The sequence below is a fragment of the Pseudomonas sp. P7779 genome (assembly GCF_013386315.1).
GTDB lineage: Bacteria > Pseudomonadota > Gammaproteobacteria > Pseudomonadales > Pseudomonadaceae > Aquipseudomonas.
Genome location: NZ_JACARZ010000005.1, coordinates 176,660 through 189,806, shown reverse-complemented (window position 1 = coordinate 189,806; position 13,147 = coordinate 176,660). Strand labels below are relative to the sequence as shown.

Here is a 13,147-nt window from a genome sequence, read left to right as displayed (position 1 = left end):
GTAGACTCCGCCGCCATTATGATCCGACTTCAAAGCCTAACATTACAGCGTGGCCCGCAACGTCTTCTCGAAGACGCCGAGCTGACCCTGCACGCCGGTCACAAAGCCGGCCTGATCGGTGCCAACGGCGCCGGCAAATCCACGTTGTTCGCCTTGCTGCTGGGTGAGCTGACTCCCGACTCCGGGGATTGTCTGCTGCCGGCCGACTGGCGCATCGCCCATATGCGCCAGGAGATCGACACCCTCGACCGCATTGCGATCGACTACGTGCTTGATGGCGACCTGCGCCTGCGCCAGGTGCAACACGACCTCGCCGAGGCCGAGAAAGCCCAGGACGGCGCCGCACAGGCCCGCCTGCACTCGGAACTGGACAGCGCCGACGGCTACACCGCCGACGCGCGTGCGCGCAAGATGCTTGCCGGCCTTGGCTTTACCAACGAACAGATGGACCGCCCGGTCGCCGACTTCTCCGGTGGCTGGCGCATGCGCCTGAACCTGGCCCAGGCGCTGATGTGCCCCTCGGACTTGTTGCTGCTCGATGAACCGACCAACCACCTGGACCTCGATGCGATCCTGTGGCTGGAAGACTTCCTGAAAAGCTACCCGGGCACCTTGCTGCTGATTTCCCACGACCGGGATTTCCTCGACGCCGTGGTGGACAACATTGCCCACGTCGACCAGAAGAAAATCACCCTGTACCGCGGCGGCTACAGCGCCTTCGAACGCGCCCGTGCCGAACGCCTGGCCCAGCAACAGCAGGCCTACGAGAAGCAGCAGGCGCAGCGCGCGCACATGGAAAGCTACATCGCCCGGTTCAAGGCCCAGGCCACCAAGGCCCGTCAGGCCCAGAGCCGGATCAAGGCCCTGGAGCGCATGGAAGAACTGTCGGCGGCCCACGTCGATTCACCGTTCGACTTTGTGTTCCGCGAATCGGTGAAAATCTCCAGCCCGCTGCTGGACCTTTCCGATGCCCGCCTGGGCTATGGCGACAAGACCATCCTCGAGAAGGTCAAGTTGCAGCTCACCCCTGGCGCGCGGATCGGCCTGCTCGGCCCCAACGGCGCGGGCAAGTCGACCTTGATCAAAAACCTCTCGGGCGAATTGCAGCCTTTGGCCGGCCGCCTGGTGCGCGGTGAGAACCTGGTGGTGGGCTACTTCGCCCAGCACCAGCTGGACTCCCTCGACGCCAAGGCCAGCCCGCTGCTGCACCTGCAGCGCCTGGCGCCGACCGAACGCGAACAGACCCTGCGGGACTTCCTCGGTGGTTTCGACTTCCGTGGTGCGCGCATTGACGAGCCGGTGCTGAATTTCTCCGGTGGCGAAAAGGCCCGCCTGGCCCTGGCCCTGATCGCCTGGGACCGGCCAAACCTGTTGCTGCTCGACGAACCGACCAACCACCTCGACCTGGAAATGCGCCTGGCGTTGACCATGGCCCTGCAGGAATTCAGCGGCGCGGTACTGGTGGTGTCTCACGATCGCCACCTGCTCAAGAGCACCACGGATAACTTCCTGCTGGTGGCTGACGGCAAGGTCGAGGAATTCGACGGCGACCTGGAAGACTATGCCCGTTGGCTGTCGGACTACCGCCTGCGCAACGCGCCGGTCAGCAACACGCCGGTCAACCCGGACAAGACCGACAAGAAGGCCCAGCGCCAGGCCGCGGCTGCATTGCGTCAGCAACTGGCCCCGCACAAGCGTGAAGCGGACAAGCTGGAAGCCGAATTGGGCAAGATCCACGAGAAGCTGGCGAAGATCGAAACCAGCCTGGGTGACAGCGCCGTCTACGAGCCGGCCCGCAAGGATGAATTGCGCGACCTGCTGGCCGAACAGGCCAAGCTCAAGGTACGTGAAGCGCAGTTGGAGGAGACCTGGATGGAAGCCCTCGAACTGCTGGAATCCTTGCAAGCGGAGCTGGAGGCGCTGTCCTGATGGAAGCGCTGCAACTGCCGCTGCCGGCCCAATGGATCGCGCCGATCTGGGTGGCCGTACAGATTCTGCTGATCCTGCTGGCCGGCTATCTCGCCCAGCGTTTCGTCGCCAAATGCCTGAACCGCCTGGGGGAACGTTATCCGTTCCCGCCGCAGTTGCTGATGCCGCTGCGCGGCGGCCTGCGCTGGCTGATCATGGGCAGCGCGCTGATCTTCGTGCTGGAGCGCCTGGGCGTCTCTGCCACGGTGTTGTGGACGGCGTTGTCGGGTTTTGTGGCGGTGGCCGCGGTGGCGTTCTTCGCCATGTGGTCGGTGTTGTCCAACCTGCTGTGCGCCATCCTGATCTTCACCGTCGGGCCGTTCCGCCTGGGCGATGTGGTCGAGTTGGTGGACACCGTCGACAAGCCCGGCGTCAAAGGCCGGGTGGTGGCGATCAACCTGCTCTACACTACGCTGATCGAAGTGGAAGAGGCCGGTACCGGCAGTGTCATGGTGCAAGTGCCCAACAGCCTGTTCTTCCAGCGCTCGGTGCGCCGTTGGCGCGGCAGCGACGTGCTGCCTTAACCTGTGGCGAGGGAGCTGCCGTGGCGAGGGAGCTTGCTGTGGCGAGGGAGCTTGCTCCCGCTGGAGTGCGNNTCCCTCGCCACAGCAAGCCCCCTCGCCACAAAGGCGCACCCCAAAATTTTTCTAGCCATTTCTCAGCCGGCAGCGTTAGTTTAGAAACATTCAGCAAACTAAGCTCTGAGGTGTGTAATGGCGCTCGACACATGGCTGGCCTTTTTCCTGGCCAGTTGGATCATCAGTCTTTCCCCTGGCGCCGGTGCCATTGCGTCGATGTCCAGCGGCCTGCAATACGGTTTCCTGCGCGGTTACTGGAACGCCCTGGGCCTGCAACTGGGCCTGGCGATGCAAATCGCCGTGGTCGCTGGCGGCCTGGGGGCGATTCTTGCCGCATCCTCCACCGCGTTTTATGCGATCAAATGGTTTGGCGTAGCGTACCTGGTGTACCTGGCCATCAAGCAATGGCGCGCGCTGCCAACCGACCTGAGCGATGACGGGGCGATTCGCCCGATCGGCAAGCCGATGGCGATGATGTTCCGCGGGTTCCTGGTCAACGCCAGCAACCCCAAGGCCCTGGTGTTCATGCTGGCGGTGCTGCCGCAGTTCGTGAACCCGCAGGCGCCGCTGCTGAACCAATACCTGATCCTGGGCGCGACCATGATCTGCGTGGACATGATCGTGATGGCCGGCTACACCGGGCTGGCGTCGAAAGTGTTGCGCCTGTTGCGCACACCGAAGCAGCAGAAACGCATGAACCGTACGTTTGCTGGCTTGTTCGTTGGGGCGGCGGGGTTCCTGGCCAGCTTGCATCGCGCAACGGCTTAACTGACGAAACCGGATCAAAAATGTGGGAGCGGGCTTGCTCGCGAATGCGCAGTGTCAGTCACCAGATGTATTGACTGATCCACCGCATTCGCGAGCAAGCCCGCTCCCACATTGGTTTTATGTCGGTAGCGGGATTTTCGTTCAGCGCAGGATCTTCGGCGCTTCATCCCGTGGCAGGTTATTGCGCAATGCAGGCTGTCCAGGTGCTTCCTGATAACCACCGCCGAGTTGTTCGGCCAACTGCCGCGCCACATCCTCGCCCAACGCCTTCGACACTTCCCGCACCACGCGAGGCCGGTTCAGGCTCACGCGCACGTCACGGTTGTTCACCAGCTTGGTGTCCTGGCCTTCGCCCATGGCGGTAAACGCCGAGGTGATCTCAAAGGTGCGGGTGTTGATCAGGCTGAAATCCGCCACCAGCGTCAGGCCCAGCACCGCCGAGTAGCTGTTGGTGTGGTCCAGCGCGTTGATGTCCTGGGTGAAGTCGATGTCCGACAAGGTGCCGAACAGCACGTAGTCCGCACCCTTGAAGTTACCGGCCTTGATCCGCTTGATCACGTCATACACATCGCCCTTGGCGTCCGCGGTGTAAGGCGTGCCCTGCACCAGCTGGAACTGCCGCGACTTGAGGATTTCCCCCTTGATGTCGCCGCTGAACTTGCGCAGCTCAGTCTGCTCGATGTAGCTGGTACGACTTTCGTATTCGCTGTAGCTCGAGGCGCCGCTGGCGTTGTAGGCGCTGGCCTGGAAATTATTGCTGGCCGCGACCTGGTGGATGTACTCCTCCACGCGAGCCTCGTAGGCCAGGTCGGTTACCGCGATCTTCGGTGCGGCCGAGGCGCCAAAGGCGCACAGCAGGCCGATCATGCCGATCCATGCACGCATTGCTTAGCGCTCCGTGGTCTTGCGGATTTCTTTTTCGTCCATCCATTCGGCCAGGCCGCTTTCGACGTCGACCAGTTGCAGGCTGAACTTGTAGAACACGTCCTTGTAGTCCGAGCTGCGCTTGACGATGGAGCTGATGGAGCCTTCCAGGCGGTACTTGGCGGCGACCATGTTGCCGGTCTTGCTGACGGTCGACTTCTTGTACAGGCCGCTCTGGTTCTGCAGCTTCAGCTGGTCGACCTGGCTTTGCATGTCAGTGTTGTCGCTGGCGAAGCGGGCGGTGCCGGTCTTCATCAGCTGGGTCTTGATCGACGTGGTGATCTCGCGGGTATCGATGTACTCGCTGGTCTTGTTCTTCACGTCATACACCTGCACCACCGGGCGGCCTTGCAGGATGCCGGACTGGGCCAGGGAGCGGGTCATGCTTTCGGCGATCATCTGCAGGTCGGTGGAGCCGAACTCGTTGGTCACCAGTTCCACGGCCTTGCTGTCGCCGTAGCTGATGTTTTTACCGCCCAGGACTGGCGAGGTGTTGGCGCAGCCGCTGGCCAGGACGGCCACCACGGCGAGGAACGAGAAGCGTGCAAACATGGGGATGTCTCTCTGAAACTGAATGAGTGGGTGGATCAAGGCGTCTTCACTTCAAGGCGGAAGTCGGCAGCCTGGGGCAGGTTGGCGATGGCCGGCAGGAAGGTCGCCTGGTTTGCGTAGAGGTTCAGCACCTTCCAGGTCTCTTCATCACCCACCGGGAAACCGTCGGCACCCAGCCACGCGAAGCGGTAATACATCATCTGGTTGCTGCTGGTGATGTTGCTCAACTGCACCTTGGCGGTCAGGAAGCCGTTTTCCCGGGCGACCCGGATGGCGCCGACGGCGATGCCCTTGAACGTGCCCATCACCACGATCTTGCTCGCGGCGCTTCCGGGTTCCGGCGGTGGCGGGGTGGCGCAACCGGCCAGCAGGACCAGCGCCAGGGCGCCGAGGATGAAATGACGCATAGCGTGCTCCTTAAGGTTGTTTGAGAGTGGCGACGGCCTGGGGCGGATTGTTCTGCACCACGTGGGCTGCAAGACCGCCGGCGAAGACCTGGTTGCCGACCACGCGCAGGGTGATCACCTGGTAGCGCTGATCGGCCTTGACCGTCACCAGCGTGCCGCCCAGGGCGTTGGGCAGGCTGACCTGGTGCTCGCCGTGCTTGAGGCGCAGGCGTGTCACCTGGGTCATGTCCGGCAGGGTGCGCCAGGTGCGGGTGTCGGCGCCTTCGGTGACGGCCGAGGCAATACCAAGTACCAGGCCCGCCATCGGGTTGGTCTTGTTCAGGTTGTTCTGGGTGATGCCGCGAGTGACGGCGCGCACGGTGGTGCGCAGGATGATCCCCGGCATGTCATCCCGCAGGGCGCGGCGGGACATGGCGGTGGTGCTGTTGAGGGCAGTGAGGTTCTGTTGCCGGCCGTCGACACCGATCTGCGCGAAGGGCGCGGTCGAGGTGTCGGGCTTGATCACCGGGAACGACAGTGGCGTGATCACCAGGTGGCCGTCGATGGGGATCGGCAACGGCAGGCGAATCGAGTCGCGGGCCGGCGCCAGGCCGCTTTGCACCACGATCAGCACGTCAGTCTCGTCCGCACCGACCTTGGATTTGTCCAGGTCGAGCAGGGCCTGTTCCAGCAGCGGTGTGTTGGGGCGCAGTTCGGCGGCCTTGCGATAACCCGGTGCGGCCAGGTCTTTTTCGCCCAGGGCTTCGTAGACGAAGCCGGCCAGGTAGTGGCTGAACGCGCTCTGGTAGCTGTTCTTCAGGCCTACCACTTCAGGGGCGTTGAGGCTCTCCACCGGGTAGCCGCGCAGGTCCTTGAACTGGGTCGCGATGCCCTGGCGCTCGGCCTCGTTTTCGCTCTTGAGGTATTCCTTGTCCCGCAGGTCGGCAATCACCGCTTCGCGTTCGTGGGTCTTCTTGATCTCGGTGCGGGCACCGTCGAAGTCATTCAGCGCCAGCAGGTTCAGGGCCATCTGGGTGGTCAGCATGACCTTTTCGTAGTCGTAGCCTTCGTAGCGGCGGACCTTGTCATTGACCAGGAAGGCGCCGAACTGCGCGAGGTACTTGTCGGTGTCGAACTTGACCGACTCTTCCCACTTGTAGACTTGCAGGTCGGCGCTGCGCCAGGCGACCTGGCTGCCGGTCAGGTCGCCCTTGGCGCGCAGCAACTCACCCTTTTCGAAGTAGTAAAGAAGGTCCTTGTCGTCGCCGGTGTTGTTCTTCTCAAGCAGCGTCAGCGCGGCGTCGACGTTGCCGGTGGCCAACTGCTGATTGGTGGCTTGCAGCTCGGTGTCGTAGCTGCGAAACATCGAACAACCGGACAGCAAGGTCACTGCCGCGAGCGCGAGCGAGGTAAAGGCGCGAGATGCCATCGAAGAGCTTCTTCCCTGAACGTAATCGGCCGAATGTGCTGGTCGGGCCGAATCACCAATGGCAGGAACGCGTTGCGATCCAGCCAATTCCTCATAAAAAGAGGAGCTGAAATGCCATTTCGAAATAACTAAGGCGCGGCATTATAAGCTGCATTACTGGCAAAACAATGGCCTTTTGGATCCGATTTTTAGCTCGGATGCCACTACCTCAGTGTCGTTATCCCTTTCCCCGAATCACTAACGCCTTGAGTCAAACCCCGTAAGGTTTGACAATGTGTTACTTCGTATTTCCATTTGAGATCCATTCATGATTGCCCCCTTCCGTTTTCTTGCCTGGCTGGTGCTGCCGGCGTTGATGTCGTGCAGTTTCAACCTGCTGGCTGCAACTGCCGAGGGCGCGCCCCAAGCCCTGCATTTACTGGACTACATCGGTGCGGACTACCCCCCGACAGTGGAGGCGGGCAAGGTTATCGATGATTCCGAATACCGTGAACAGGTAGAGTTTCTCGGGGTGTTGCAGGGGCTGGTGACCGATCTACCGGAAAAGCCCGAGCGCGCCGAACTGATCAAAGGCGTGGATGAACTGCTGGCCGCCGTAACGGCCCATCAGGACGGCGTGGTGGTTGCGCACCAGGCCCGGCAATTGGGCGCCAAGTTGGCAGTGGCCTATGAAGTCAGCCAGGCCCCGGCCATTACCCCCGATCCGACGCGCGGTGCGCCGCTGTACGCGCAGAACTGCTCGGTGTGCCACGGCGCCACAGGCGCCGGCGATGGCCCCGCAAGCGTGGGCATGACGCCGCCGCCCGCCAACCTGCGGGACGCTGCACGCCTCGATCGCTTGAGCCTCTACGCGATCTACAACACCCTGGGTCTGGGCGTGGAAGGCACCGACATGCCGTCGTTTGCCGATCAACTGGACGACCGCCAGCGCTGGGACCTGGCGACCTATATCGCCGGCTTCACCGCCGACCCGGCTGCCGCGAACAGTGAAAAGTCCTTCAACCTCGCCGACCTCGCGCGCCAGACCCCCAACGAAGTGCTGGCTGCCGAAGGTCCCGGCGCAGTTGCCACCTTCCGCGCCCAGCGCGCCCAACCGCCGCAGGTCAAGCGTGGCCCGGCGCAGTTGCTTGATTACACCGCGGCCACCCTCGACAAAAGCCTCGCCGCGTTCCGCAATGGCGAGCACGAGCAGGCCTACGACCTGTCGGTAGCCGCCTACCTGGAAGGTTTCGAGCTGGTTGAAAGCTCCCTCGATAACGTTGATGCCAACGTGCGCAAGGACACCGAAAAGGCCCTGATGGCCTACCGGCAATCATTGCAGGACGGCTTGCCGATCGAGCAAGTGCAGCAGCGCCTGGATGTGGCCAAGGGCAAGCTCACCGAGTCCGCCGGCCTGCTGGGCAGCGATGGCTTGAGCTGGTCCCTGAGCTACATCTCCGGTTTGCTGATCCTGCTGCGCGAAGGCCTGGAAGCGATCCTGGTGTTGGCGGCGATTCTCGCGTTCCTGCGTAACACCGGCCAGCAATCGGCGGTGCGCAGCGTCAACGTCGGCTGGGGCCTGGCGCTGTTGGCCGGCTTGGCGACGTGGGCGTTGGCGGCTTATGTGATCGACGTCAGCGGCGCCCAGCGCGAGTTGCTGGAAGGCTGCACGGCGCTGTTTGCCAGCGTGATGGTGCTGTGGCTCGGGGTGTGGATGCACGACCGCCGTCACGCGGCCGCCTGGCAGGACTACATCAAGAGCAGCCTGGTAGGCGGTGGCGGGCGCTTCGGTTTTGCGATGCTGGCGTTCTTCTCGGTGTACCGCGAGCTGTTCGAAGTGATCCTGTTCTACGAAACCCTGTGGTTGCAGGCCGGCCCTGCCGGGCACAACGCGGTATTGGCCGGTGGCGCCACGGCGCTGGTGCTGTTGGTGGGCCTGGCCTGGGTGATTCTGCGGGGCTCGGCGAAACTGCCGCTGGCGCTGTTCTTCGGCATAAACGCGGCGTTGCTGTGCGCGCTGTCGGTGGTATTCGCCGGGCATGGCGTCAAGGCGTTGCAGGAAGCCGGGATCTTCGGCACCCGGCCGGTCGCGTTCTTTGACTTCGACTGGCTGGGCATTCACGCCGATGCCTATTCCCTGAGCGCCCAGGCTGTGGCGATCCTGGCGATTGTGGTGCTGTACGGTCGCAGCCGGCTCGCTGAAAAGCGCCGGGTGGTGGCTTAACCATGCGCGTGTGGATCGATGCAGACGCCTGCCCCCGGGCGGCCAAGGATCAGGTGGTGAAGTTCGCCCTCAAGCGCCAGTTCGAAGTGGTGCTGGTGGCCGGGCAGAGCCAGATCAAGCCGAGCTTCTCGTGCGTGAAGTTGATCGTGGTGCCCAGCGGCCCGGACGCGGCCGATGACTACCTGGTGGAGCACGCCGTGCCCGGTGACCTGGTGATCTGCAGCGATGTGCCGTTGGCCGACCGCTTGGTGAAGAATGGCGTGGCTGCGCTCGACCCACGAGGCAAGGAGTTCAGCCCGCAGAACATGAGCGAGCGGCTGGCGGTGCGTAACCTGTTCACCGATCTGCGGGAGCAGGGGCAGATGGGCGGTGGCCCGCCGCCCCATGGGGACAAGGACAAGCAGGCGTTTGCCAATTCGCTGGATCGGATTCTGACCCGGCTGATGAAGGCCTAATCGTTCTCGTGGGTGAGTTCCAGCACCCGGTCCACCAGCTTGTTGATGCCTGACGCCACTTCGCTGATGCGTTTGCCCAGCATGTAGGCCGGGGTACTCACCAGCTTGCGCGCCTTGTCTTCGACGATGTCGTCGACCGCGCATTCCTGGTGGGTGGCGCCCATCTTGTCCATGGCGGCTGCGGTGTCGGCGTCATTGCCGATGGTGCAGGTCACGCCTGGGCCATAGATCTTCGCTGCCAGCGCCGGCGAGATGCAGATCAGCCCGACGGGCTTGCCCGCTTCGGCAAACGCCTCGGCCAGTTCCAGCACCTGCGGGTTGACGCTGCACCCGGCGCCTTCCACGGCAAAGTTCGACAGGTTCTTCGCCGCGCCAAACCCCCCGGGCACGATCAGTGCATCGAAATCCTCGGCGTTGGCCTCACGAATGTCCTTCACCTCGCCACGGGCAATACGCGCCGACTCCACCAGCACATTGCGCGACTCGGGCATCTCCTCGCCCGTCAGGTGGTTGATCACATGCAACTGGGCAATGTTCGGCGCAAAACACTGCACCTCGGCGCCGCGCTGGTCCAGGCGCAGCAGGGTGATCACGCTTTCATGAACCTCGGCACCGTCGTACACGCCACAGCCGGAAAGGATCACTGCAATCTTTTTGCTCATGGGCATTTCTCCTGATTCATGGCGTTAAATGTCTACTCATTTGTCACTCATTGCCAATGGGATATCCAGCCGCTACACCTACTCTAGATGTAACAATAATTGACCGGACTTGCCCATGGACTTCGTCCCTTACGCGGTACCGTTTTTCATTGCCTTGATCGTGGTCGAGCTGCTGGCCGACTACCGGCGCGGCCAACGCAACTACCGGGTGGCGGACGCCATCAACAGCCTCAGCACCGGCGTGCTGTCCACCACCACGGGGCTGCTGACCAAAGGGGTGGGCATCCTCACCTATGCCTTCGCCCTCAAGCACCTGGCGATCATTGAGCTGTCGGCCCAAAGCGTCTGGACCTGGGTGTTCGCCTTTGTGTTCTATGACTTCTGCTACTACTGGCTGCATCGCATGGGCCATGAGCGCAACATCCTCTGGGCCGCGCATTCCGTGCATCACCAGAGCGAGGACTACAACCTCAGCACCGCCTTGCGCCAGACCAGCACCGGCTTCCTGCTGAGCTGGATCTTCTACTTGCCGCTGGCCGTGTTGGGCGTGCCGCTGGTGGTGTTTATCAGCGTGGCGTCCCTCAACCTGCTGTATCAATTCTGGGTGCATACGCGGCATGTGCCGAAGCTCGGCTGGTACGAGTGGTTCTTCGTCACGCCATCCAATCATCGGGCCCACCATGCACAGAACGCTCTCTACATGGATCGCAACTACGGCGGGGTGTTCATTATTTGGGACCGCCTGTTTGGCTCCTTCCAGGAAGAAGACGATAACGAGCCGGTAATCTTTGGCGTGACCACGCCCTTGGCCAGTTGGAACCCGCTGTGGGCCAACCTGCAGTTTTATGCGCAGCTGTGGAGTGATGCACGGCGCACCGAAAGTGGGTGGGACAAGCTGCGGATCTGGTTCATGCGCACCGGTTGGCGCCCGGCGGATGTGGCGGCAAAGTACCCGATGGCCAAGCCGGACTTGAGCCAGTTCCGCAAGTTCGAGGTGCCGCTGGATGGGCGCCAACAGATTTACATCGCGCTGCAGTTTGCCGCGTACGTGGGTTTTGGCAGCTACCTGATGAATTTCGGCGAGGGCTTGCCGACCGCTGCCCTGGTGTTGGGCTGGAGCGCGATGGCATTGGGGTTGTTCACCCTGGGGGTGGCGCTGGAGAATCGCCCGTGGGCGTTGAAGGCTGAGCTGGTGCGCCTGGCACTGAATGTGCCGCTGGTTTGGCTGGCGCCGCTGGTGGGGCTGTGGCCGGCCAGCGCGTTGGGCTGGCTGGGCCTGGTCAGTTACAGCTTGCTCAGCGGCATCGGCCTCTACTGTTGCAGAGACCGGCTTACTCGACTGGCGTCGTAGGCTTTTCGGCTTTTTCAGGTTCGCCGGCCGCCAGGCGAACCTTCTCGGCGGCACAGGCTTCGCGGGTCAGGCGGGCGTTCTTGACGCGCCGGCGAATCCACAAGCCCAGGCCCAGCACCAGCAGTGCGCCCAGCACCCACAGCTCGTATTTCTTGACGCTGCCCAGCATGCCTTCCAGTACCGCGCCGAAATGGTAAGCCGCAGCGCCCAGCGCAGCGGCCCACACGGCGGCGCCAATCCCGTTGAGCAACAGGTAGCGACCCGGCGGGTAGCCCGACAAACCAATGGCCACCGGCATCACCGTGCGCAAACCGTAGACAAACCGGAAGCTCAGCACCCAGATGTCCGGGTGCTTGCGAATATGCTCCAGGGCCTTGTCGCCCAGCAGTTGCCAGCGCGGCTTGCGCGCCAACAGTTTGCGGCCGTGCTTGCGTCCCAGGAAGTACCACAACTGGTCGCCGGCGTAGCTGCCGAAAAAGGCAACGACCACCACCAAGTTGATATCCATGTATCCACGGAACGCCAGGAAGCCTGCGAGAACCAGGATGGTTTCGCCTTCGAAGAAGGTGCCTAGGAACAGCGCAAAGTAGCCGAAGTCATGCAGAAATTGTTGAAGCATGGTCTGGGTGCTGGCGAAATGAACGCGCAGCCTACGCCTTCGTGAACATTCATGAAAGTATCGAGATGTGTCACGAAGTGAACAATTCCTACATAAACGACGAATGCGACTACAGGTCGCACGCCGGTTGCCTTACGGCGCATGAGCTAACCACAACTGTAATTCCTTCGTCATAATGGCCGCTTATAACTGTCACGCTCGCCCGTCAAGCCGGGCTCAGGAGTCTGCCGTGAGCTTTACCCCCGCCAACCGCCTGTTTCCCGCCACTCGTCTGCGTCGCAACCGTCGTGATGATTTTTCCCGGCGCCTGGTGCGTGAAAACGTGCTGACGGTGAATGATCTGATCCTGCCGGTGTTTGTGCTGGACGGTGAAAATCGTCGGGAAGCGGTGGCGTCGATGCCGGGCGTGGAGCGCTTGACCATTGATTTGCTGCTCGAAGAGGCCGCGAGCTGGGTTGAACTGGGGATTCCGGCGCTGGCGCTGTTCCCGGTCACGCCGTCCGGGCTCAAGTCCCTGGACGCCGCCGAAGCCTGGAACCCCGACGGCATCGCCCAGCGCGCCACCCGCGCCTTGCGTGAACGCTTTCCGGAGCTGGGGGTGATTACCGATGTGGCGCTGGACCCGTTCACCACCCACGGGCAGGATGGCATTCTCGACGAAGAAGGCTATGTTCAGAACGACATCACCGTTGATGCGCTGGTAAAACAGGCCTTGTCCCACGCCGCAGCGGGCGCCCAGGTGGTGGCCCCCTCGGACATGATGGACGGTCGCATCCAGGCGATTCGCGAAGCCCTGGAGTTGGCCGGCCACGTCAACGTGCGCATCATGGCCTACTCGGCCAAGTACGCCAGCGCCTATTACGGCCCGTTCCGCGATGCGGTGGGTTCGGCGCTGAACCTGGGCAAGGCCAACAAGGCCTCGTACCAGATGGACCCGGCCAACAGCCACGAAGCCCTGCACGAAGTGGCCGCGGACCTGGCCGAAGGCGCCGACATGGTGATGGTCAAGCCCGGGATGCCGTACCTCGACATCCTTTATCGGGTCAAAGAGGAATTCAAGGTGCCGACCTTTGTCTATCAGGTCAGCGGTGAATACGCCATGCACATGGCCGCGATCCAGAATGGTTGGTTGAGTGAAGGGGTGATCCTTGAATCCCTGACTGCCTTTAAACGCGCGGGTGCCGATGGCATCCTGACTTACTTCGCCGCCCGCGCTGCCCAATTGCTTAGAGAGCAACACTAGCCCTCACAG

Annotated in this window: 13 protein-coding genes; 7 read left to right on the top strand and 6 right to left on the bottom strand. The window is 62.5% G+C overall.

All coding sequences use genetic code 11. From position 1 onward, the window contains the following. The first annotated feature begins 18 nt into the window (after positions 1 to 18). The 3 genes from HX869_RS02505 to HX869_RS02495 all read left to right on the top strand — a co-directional run bounded on the left by HX869_RS02505 (position 19) and on the right by HX869_RS02495 (position 3,314). Positions 19 to 1,929, top strand: coding sequence for an ATP-binding cassette domain-containing protein (locus HX869_RS02505; RefSeq protein WP_003208841.1), 1,911 nt, complete (start codon positions 19 to 21; stop codon positions 1,927 to 1,929). Next, on the top strand, positions 1,929 to 2,492 hold the full coding sequence (locus tag HX869_RS02500) for a mechanosensitive ion channel family protein (protein WP_008439307.1): 564 nt from the start codon (positions 1,929 to 1,931) through the stop codon (positions 2,490 to 2,492). Before HX869_RS02505 ends, HX869_RS02500 begins: the two co-directional genes overlap by 1 nt. A gap of 189 nt (positions 2,493 to 2,681) precedes the next feature. Next, positions 2,682 to 3,314 (top strand): LysE family transporter, encoded by a 633-nt coding sequence (locus HX869_RS02495; protein WP_008439306.1) that lies wholly within the window; start codon positions 2,682 to 2,684, stop codon positions 3,312 to 3,314. Between the two features lie 141 nt (positions 3,315 to 3,455). Here the strand turns inward: HX869_RS02495 and HX869_RS02490 are convergent, their stop codons facing one another. The 4 genes from HX869_RS02490 to HX869_RS02475 are packed head-to-tail and all read right to left on the bottom strand — an operon-like array spanning position 3,456 to position 6,605. Next, positions 3,456 to 4,199 (bottom strand): penicillin-binding protein activator LpoB, encoded by a 744-nt coding sequence (locus HX869_RS02490; RefSeq protein ID WP_087693297.1) that lies wholly within the window; start codon positions 4,197 to 4,199, stop codon positions 3,456 to 3,458. A 3-nt stretch (positions 4,200 to 4,202) separates the two neighbouring features. Further along, entirely contained in the window at positions 4,203 to 4,790 is a 588-nt protein-coding gene (lpoB, locus tag HX869_RS02485) for a penicillin-binding protein activator LpoB (protein WP_003214026.1), read from the bottom strand. Between the two features lie 35 nt (positions 4,791 to 4,825). Continuing rightward, the gene (locus tag HX869_RS02480; RefSeq protein ID WP_106575804.1) at positions 4,826 to 5,197 is read right to left on the bottom strand and encodes a YcfL family protein; all 372 of its coding nucleotides are present in this window, start codon (positions 5,195 to 5,197) and stop codon (positions 4,826 to 4,828) included. A gap of 10 nt (positions 5,198 to 5,207) precedes the next feature. After that, a complete protein-coding gene (locus tag HX869_RS02475) occupies positions 5,208 to 6,605 on the bottom strand; it encodes a COG3014 family protein (RefSeq protein WP_003214023.1) in 1,398 nt (465 codons plus the stop codon). 307 nt (positions 6,606 to 6,912) lie between these two features. Between HX869_RS02475 and HX869_RS02470 the strand changes: the two genes are divergently transcribed. Further along, complete coding sequence (locus tag HX869_RS02470; RefSeq protein ID WP_178902703.1) at positions 6,913 to 8,808, top strand: cytochrome c/FTR1 family iron permease; 1,896 nt, start codon at positions 6,913 to 6,915, stop codon at positions 8,806 to 8,808. A gap of 2 nt (positions 8,809 to 8,810) precedes the next feature. After that, positions 8,811 to 9,263, top strand: coding sequence for a YaiI/YqxD family protein (locus HX869_RS02465; RefSeq protein ID WP_003214020.1), 453 nt, complete (start codon positions 8,811 to 8,813; stop codon positions 9,261 to 9,263). Here HX869_RS02465 and elbB read toward each other — a convergent pair. Further along, positions 9,260 to 9,925 carry an isoprenoid biosynthesis glyoxalase ElbB gene (gene elbB, locus HX869_RS02460; protein WP_003214018.1) on the bottom strand — a complete coding sequence of 222 codons (666 nt, stop codon included), beginning with the start codon at positions 9,923 to 9,925 and terminating at the stop codon, positions 9,260 to 9,262. The genes HX869_RS02465 and elbB overlap by 4 nt on opposite strands. A 115-nt stretch (positions 9,926 to 10,040) precedes the next feature. Here elbB and HX869_RS02455 point away from each other — a divergent pair, with 115 nt between their 5' ends. Then, the gene (locus HX869_RS02455; protein ID WP_003214017.1) at positions 10,041 to 11,276 is read left to right on the top strand and encodes a sterol desaturase family protein; all 1,236 of its coding nucleotides are present in this window, start codon (positions 10,041 to 10,043) and stop codon (positions 11,274 to 11,276) included. Here the strand turns inward: HX869_RS02455 and HX869_RS02450 are convergent. After that, positions 11,257 to 11,895, bottom strand: a complete 639-nt coding sequence (locus HX869_RS02450; RefSeq protein ID WP_003214015.1) for a DedA family protein — start codon at positions 11,893 to 11,895, stop codon at positions 11,257 to 11,259. The two genes, HX869_RS02455 and HX869_RS02450, sit on opposite strands and share 20 nt — an antisense overlap. 229 nt (positions 11,896 to 12,124) lie before the next feature. Between HX869_RS02450 and hemB the strand changes: the two genes are divergently transcribed. Continuing rightward, positions 12,125 to 13,138, top strand: a complete 1,014-nt coding sequence (gene hemB, locus HX869_RS02445; protein ID WP_003214011.1) for a porphobilinogen synthase — start codon at positions 12,125 to 12,127, stop codon at positions 13,136 to 13,138. The last annotated feature ends 9 nt before the right edge of the window (positions 13,139 to 13,147 follow it).

Bases quoted from the DNA above. Each gene is read 5' to 3' on its own strand.
- HX869_RS02505 (WP_003208841.1), top strand. From the start codon at position 19: ATGATCCGACTTCAAAGCCTAACATTACAGCGTGGCCCGCAACGTCTT.
- HX869_RS02500 (WP_008439307.1), top strand. From the start codon at position 1,929: ATGGAAGCGCTGCAACTGCCGCTGCCGGCCCAATGGATCGCGCCGATC.
- HX869_RS02495 (WP_008439306.1), top strand. From the start codon at position 2,682: ATGGCGCTCGACACATGGCTGGCCTTTTTCCTGGCCAGTTGGATCATC.
- HX869_RS02490 (WP_087693297.1), bottom strand. From the start codon at position 4,199: ATGCGTGCATGGATCGGCATGATCGGCCTGCTGTGCGCCTTTGGCGCC.
- lpoB (WP_003214026.1), bottom strand. From the start codon at position 4,790: ATGTTTGCACGCTTCTCGTTCCTCGCCGTGGTGGCCGTCCTGGCCAGC.
- HX869_RS02480 (WP_106575804.1), bottom strand. From the start codon at position 5,197: ATGCGTCATTTCATCCTCGGCGCCCTGGCGCTGGTCCTGCTGGCCGGT.
- HX869_RS02475 (WP_003214023.1), bottom strand. From the start codon at position 6,605: ATGGCATCTCGCGCCTTTACCTCGCTCGCGCTCGCGGCAGTGACCTTG.
- HX869_RS02470 (WP_178902703.1), top strand. From the start codon at position 6,913: ATGATTGCCCCCTTCCGTTTTCTTGCCTGGCTGGTGCTGCCGGCGTTG.
- HX869_RS02465 (WP_003214020.1), top strand. From the start codon at position 8,811: ATGCGCGTGTGGATCGATGCAGACGCCTGCCCCCGGGCGGCCAAGGAT.
- elbB (WP_003214018.1), bottom strand. From the start codon at position 9,925: ATGAGCAAAAAGATTGCAGTGATCCTTTCCGGCTGTGGCGTGTACGAC.
- HX869_RS02455 (WP_003214017.1), top strand. From the start codon at position 10,041: ATGGACTTCGTCCCTTACGCGGTACCGTTTTTCATTGCCTTGATCGTG.
- HX869_RS02450 (WP_003214015.1), bottom strand. From the start codon at position 11,895: ATGCTTCAACAATTTCTGCATGACTTCGGCTACTTTGCGCTGTTCCTA.